Annotated in this window: 4 protein-coding genes; 3 read left to right on the forward strand and 1 reads right to left on the reverse strand. The window is 69.1% G+C overall.

Annotated elements, in window-relative coordinates; genetic code table 11:
* Positions 1-2,299: aminopeptidase N (gene pepN / locus ACOADB_RS03010; RefSeq protein ID WP_378596445.1), on the reverse strand; the 2,299-nt coding region annotated here is incomplete at its 3' end.
* A gap of 186 nt (positions 2,300-2,485) precedes the next feature.
* On the opposite strand from pepN, the gene ACOADB_RS03015 reads away from it, so the two are divergent.
* The 3 genes from ACOADB_RS03015 to ACOADB_RS03025 form a co-directional block, all read left to right on the forward strand.
* A complete protein-coding gene (locus ACOADB_RS03015; protein WP_378596437.1) occupies positions 2,486-4,117 on the forward strand; it encodes a CHAP domain-containing protein in 1,632 nt (543 codons plus the stop codon).
* Between the two features lie 42 nt (positions 4,118-4,159).
* Positions 4,160-4,795, forward strand: a complete 636-nt coding sequence (locus ACOADB_RS03020) for a DsbA family protein (protein WP_378596438.1) — start codon at positions 4,160-4,162, stop codon at positions 4,793-4,795.
* A 44-nt stretch (positions 4,796-4,839) separates the two neighbouring features.
* Positions 4,840-5,771 (forward strand): methionine--tRNA ligase (locus tag ACOADB_RS03025; RefSeq protein WP_378596439.1); only part of this gene is annotated, 932 nt, incomplete at its 3' end.

Genomic DNA, 5,771 nt, shown 5'->3' on the forward strand with positions numbered 1-5,771 from the left:
GGACGACGCTGCGCTGGGTCTCGTTCGGGACCGACGGGTCGAGCAGTGCCTGGGTCCAGGCCCGCTCCTTCGCCGCAGCGGTCGGCATCGCGGCGCGGGCCGCGGCCGACTTCTCCTGGCCGGAGATGGTGTTGTCGTTGGCCAGCTCGCCGTCGATGCGGGCATCGTCGGCGCGCCCGACCCGAGCCAGGGCCGTGAGCAGCGACCAGCGAAGGTCCTGGTCGACGGCCAGGCCCTCAAGGACGAGGGACCCGTCGAGGATGGCCTCCAGGTCGGCGATCGCGGCGTCGCTGGTCGCAGCGCTGGCGTAGGTGCGCGCGAACGTCAGCTGGTGGTCCGTGCCGGACTCGGCCTGCTCGAGCAGGGCACGAAGGCCCTCCTGCCAGCGGGCCGACAGGGCTGCCCGGCCGGCCGGGTCGCTGTAGAGGTTGACCGCCTGTGCGGCGTACACCGGGATCCGGCTGAGGCCCCAGGCGTCGGTCTCGCTGCCGATGTTGCCCAGGACGAGCGTCACGAAGTCGCTCGCGGAGAGCTCGGCGTCGCGGGTCATGTCCCACGCAGCGCTCCAGATCAGCGCCCGGGTCAGCGAGTCGTCGATGTCGGAGAGGCGCGCGATGGCCGTGGCAAGGGATCGCTCGTCGAGGCGGATCTTGGCGAACGCCAGGTCCTCGTCATTGAGCAGCAGCAGCTCGGGCTGGGTCTTGCCGACCAGTTCGGCGAGCTCGGTGCGCTCGCCCTCGACGTCGACCTCGACGTAGTCGGTTCGGACCAGGCGGCCCTCTTCGTTGCTGTTGTAGAAGCCGACGCCGACCCGGTGTCGCCGCAGCGTCGGGTGGTCGACGGGCGCGGTCTGGCGCACGGAGAAGGCCGCGTAGGTGCCGTCGGCCGCCACCTCGAGCTCGGGCGTGAAGGTGTTGGTTCCGGCAGTCTGGAGCCACTCCTGCGCCCAGCTCGACAGCTCGCGGCCCGACGCCTTCTCGAGTGCCGTGAGCAGGTCGGAGAACTCGGTGTTGCCGTACTCGTGGTCCTGGAAGTACTGGCGCAGGCCGGCGAGGAACGGGTCGAGGCCGACCCACGCGACGAGCTGCTTGAGCACCGCCGCGCCCTTGGCGTAGGTGATCATGTCGAAGTTCACCTCGACCGCGTGCAGGTCGACGTTGTCGGCCGCGATCGGGTGCGTCGAGGGCAACGAGTCCGCGCGGTAGCCGGTCTGCTTGCGGGCGTTCGTGAACCCGGTCCAGGCGTCGTCGTACGACGTCGCGAGGGCCTCGGCGTGGTAGCAGGCCCACTCGGCGAACGACTCGTTGAGCCAGAGGTCGTCCCACCACTTCATGGTCACCAGGTCGCCGAACCACATGTGGGCCATCTCGTGCAGGATCACCGACGCGCGGAACTCGTAGAACGAGCGCGGCTGGCGCGAGCGGGGGAGGTACTCGTCGCGCAGCGTCACGCAGCCGGCGTTCTCCATCGCGCCCATGTTGTACTCGGGAACGTAGAGTTGGTCGTACTTGCCGAACGGGTACGGGTAGCCGAAGGCGTCCTCGAAGAACTCGAAGCCCTGCTTGGTGAGGGTGACGATCTCCTCGCGGTCGCGCTCGAGGAACTCCTTGAGCGACTGCCGGCTGTAGTGGCCGAGCGGGATGGTGCCGTGCTTGCCCTCGTAGACGTCCTGGACCTCGTAGTAGTCACCGGCGACGACGGCCGTGATGTACGTCGACATCGGCTTGGTCGGCGGGAAGTTCCAGACCGCGGCCTCGACCCCGTTGATCGAACCGGCCGGGACCGGCGCCGGCGTGGCCGCGTTCGAGACGACCTTCCAGTGCGCCGGCGCGGTGACGTTGAACGTGAACGGCGCCTTGAGGTCGGGCTGCTCGAAGGTGGTGTAGACGCGGCGGGCGTCCGGCACCTCGAACTGTGAGTAGAGGTAGATGTTGCCGTCGGCCGGGTCGACGAAGTGGTGCAGGCCCTCGCCGGTGTGGGAGTAGGTGCAGTCGGCCCGCACGACCAGGACGTTCTCGGCCTGCAGGTCGGTGAGCGTGATCCGGCTGTCGGCGTACGCCGTCGCCGGGTCCAGGGGAGTGCCGTTGAGCGTGATCTCGTGGATCGTCGCGTCGACCAGGTCGGCGAACGTGCTGCCGCCCGGGGCGCGGCACGTGAAGCTCAGCGTGGTCGTCGACCCGAAGGTCTCGACGCCCTCCGCGGTGGCGTTCGTGAGGTCGAGGTCGATGACGTAGGACGTCACGCTGACGAGGGCCGCGCGGGTGGCCGCTTCGTCGCGGGTGAGGTTGGTGCCGGGCATGCCGTCATCCTTACATCCACCCCACATTGTCAGACAATCGGGTGGGCCCGGCGGGAGGGCCGGAAACCCGAAAGCGCGGAACTACAACCGTGTAACTATGAAAAGTCAACGCGACACGCCAGTGAAGCACGAGATTTCTGGGGATTTTGTTGCGTTTTGGGGCACATGTGTCCGATGGTGTTCGACATGCGCAACCGGGGACTGGCTGCGCGCTGGGGGACCTCCGTCGTCACCAGTGCGCTCATCGCGACCTTGCTGCTGGTGGGATCACCAGTGCGGGTCGGTGCGCCCATCTCCCCATCGGCAGCAACCACGTATCTCTGCAGTGGTTACTCCAGCTGCCGCAGCGCCGGCTACTCCGACGCCGGGTACGGCGCCGTGAGCAGCACGATGTACTGGCGGATGTACTCCGGTCACAACTGCACCAACTACGCCGCGTACCGGGTGATCAAGTCCGGCGGACCCGCCACGCGTCCGTGGACCGGCGGAGGCAACGCGAGCGAGTGGGGCTTGCGGATGGCCAGCATCACCGACGACGTCCCGAACGTCGGCGCCATCGCCTGGTGGGGCCGCTACTCCAACGGCAGCGGCTCGGCCGGACACGTCGCGTACGTCGAGCGCGTGGTGTCGCCGACCGAGATCGTGATCTCCGAGGACAGCTGGGGTGGCACGTTCCACTGGCGCAGGATCCTGAAGTCGAGCGGGCGCTGGCCGACCGGATTCATCCACTTCACCGACAAGCGCATCGTCGGCAAGACCCCTCCGGTCATCAGCGGCACCAGCGCCGTCGGCTCCACCCTCAGCACCACGACCGGCCTCTGGTCGGTCAGCCCGAGCAGCGTCACGTACAACTGGCTGGTCGGGGGCGTCAGCACCGGCGTCGTCACGCGCACCTTCACGCCGCGTCCGGCCGACGTGGGCAAGCCGATCACGGTCACCGTGCGCACCAAGCGGTCCGGCTACACCGACGGGGTCCAGACCTCGGTCGCCACACCCGCCGTCGTGCCCGGCAAGTTCGTCCTCGACGAGCAGCCCGTCGTCCAGGGGAGTCCGTACGTCGACGAGGTGCTCACCGCCACGACCGGCACCTGGCTTCCGGCACCCAGCCGCACGTGGTGGCGCTGGTACGCCGACGGCGTCCTGCTCAAGGGCAACGACACCGCCCAGCTGCCCCTCGTGCCGGAACTGGTCGGCAAGGTGATCAGCGTGCGCGCAGTGGCCCGCCAGGACGGCTACGTCGACACGGCGGCACCGACGATCAGGGTGGGCGCCGTCCTGAGCGGCAACATCGAGGTGGCGAGCCCGTCGGCGATCACCGGGAAGGCGAGCCTGGGCAACACGTTGCGGGCCGTCACCGGCGCCGTCACCCCGGCCGACGCGACGGTGACGCTCCAGTGGCTGCGCAACGGGGTGCCGGTGCCCGGCGCGACCACGGCGTCGTACCGCCTGACGGCACCGGACGCCGGGAAGACGATCTCGCTCAAGATCAACCGCACCCGCAAGAACTACGCACCGCTCCCGGAGACGCTCGTCAGGCCCGGTGTGGTCATCAGCCCGGGGACGGTCAGGCTCACGACCACCACGCGCGGCCGCACGGTGACGGCGGCGATCCAGATCACCGCTCCCGGTGTCGCCCCGGTCACCGGCAGCGTCCGGGTCCGGATCGGCGGGTCGGTCAAGGAGCTGCGCCTGGTCGACGGTCGGGCACGGTTCTCCGCGAAGGTCGCCTCGGCGGGACGCAAGGACGTCATCGTGACCTACCTCGGCTCGGCGGCTGTTCCGCGGGTTCGTCGGGAGTCCTCGGTCGTCGTCCGCTGAGCGGTCGGGGAATGCTGCGGCGGGTGCCGTGGTTCGGCCACCATGTCCTCCGTCTCCGAGCGCAACCGCGCCGACCTCTGGTTCGACCCGCTCTGTCCCTTCGCCTGGATCACGTCGCGCTGGATCCTCGAGGTCGAGAAGGTCCGTGACGTCGAGGTCGTCTGGCACGTGATGAGCCTGGGTTACCTGAACAAGGACCGGGACCTGCCCGAGGAGTACCGCGCCCGGCTCGCCCCTGCCTGGGGCCCCGTCCGGGTGCTGATCGCCGCGCAGGAGCGCCACGGCGACAAGGTCCTGCTCCCGATGTACGACGCCTTCGGTGCGCGCATCCACGTCGGCGGTCGTCCGTTGCACGAGGAGCCCGACGGCGGTCTCGGCCTCATCGCCGAGGTGCTCGACGAAGTCGGACTCGACCCCGACCTGATCGATGCGGCCACCGACCCGTCGTACGACGCCGCGGTCGCGAAGTCGCACCACGAGGGCATGGACGCGGTCGGCAACGAGGTCGGCACGCCCACGATCCACGTCAACGGCACCGCCTTCTTCGGTCCCGTCCTGTCGAAGATCCCGCGCGGCGAGGACGCCGGCCGGCTCTGGGACGGCACCGTCGCGGTCGCGTCGTTCCCGTACTTCTACGAGCTCAAGCGCTCGCGGACGGGTGACCTCGACTTCTCCTGAGGGCGTGGCGCGGGCCGGGCGCCGGAGTCCCTAAGGTTGACCCCATGACGCATGTCCTCTCCGCTGTCGCCTGGCCGTACGCCAACGGCCCACGCCACATCGGCCACGTGGCCGGTTTCGGTGTTCCCTCCGACGTGTTCAGTCGGTACCAGCGGATGGCGGGCAACGAGGTGCTCATGGTGTCGGGCTCCGACGAGCACGGCACGCCGATCCTGATCGCTGCCGACGAGGCGGGGGTGACCCCGCAGGAGCTCGCCGACAAGAACCACCGGCTGATCATCGAGGACCTGGTCGGACTGGGGGTCAGCTACGACCTCTACACCCGTACGACGACCGGCAACCACCACGCCGTGGTCCAGGAGCTCTTCCTCGGGGTCTACGAGAACGGCTACTTCGTCGAGCAGACGACGTACGGCGCCATCTCGCCCTCGACCGGCCGCACCCTGCCGGACCGCTACATCGAGGGCACCTGCCCGATCTGCGGGTACGACGGCGCCCGGGGCGACCAGTGCGACAACTGCGGCAACCAGCTCGACCCGCACGACCTGGTCAACCCGCGCTCCAAGATCAACGGCGAGACGCCGGAGTTCATCGAGACGCAGCACTTCTTCCTCGACCTCCCGGCACTGGCCGAGGCGCTCACCGAGTGGCTCGACGGCCGTGAGGCGACGGGCCTGTGGCGGCCCAACGTGATCCGGTTCAGCCAGAACATCCTCAAGGAGATCCGTCCGCGGGCGATGACCCGCGACATCGACTGGGGCATCGCCGTACCGCTGGACGGCTGGCGCGAGAACCCGACGAAGAAGCTGTACGTCTGGTTCGACGCCGTCGTCGGCTACCTGTCGGCCTCGATCGAGTGGGCCCGCCGCACCGGCAACCCGGACGCCTGGCGCGACTGGTGGAACCCGGCCGCCGACGGTGCCGAGGAGTCCCTGGCCTACTACTTCATGGGCAAGGACAACATCACCTTCCACTC

The organism is Nocardioides sp. CPCC 206348, assembly GCF_048654705.1.
GTDB lineage: Bacteria > Actinomycetota > Actinomycetes > Propionibacteriales > Nocardioidaceae > Nocardioides.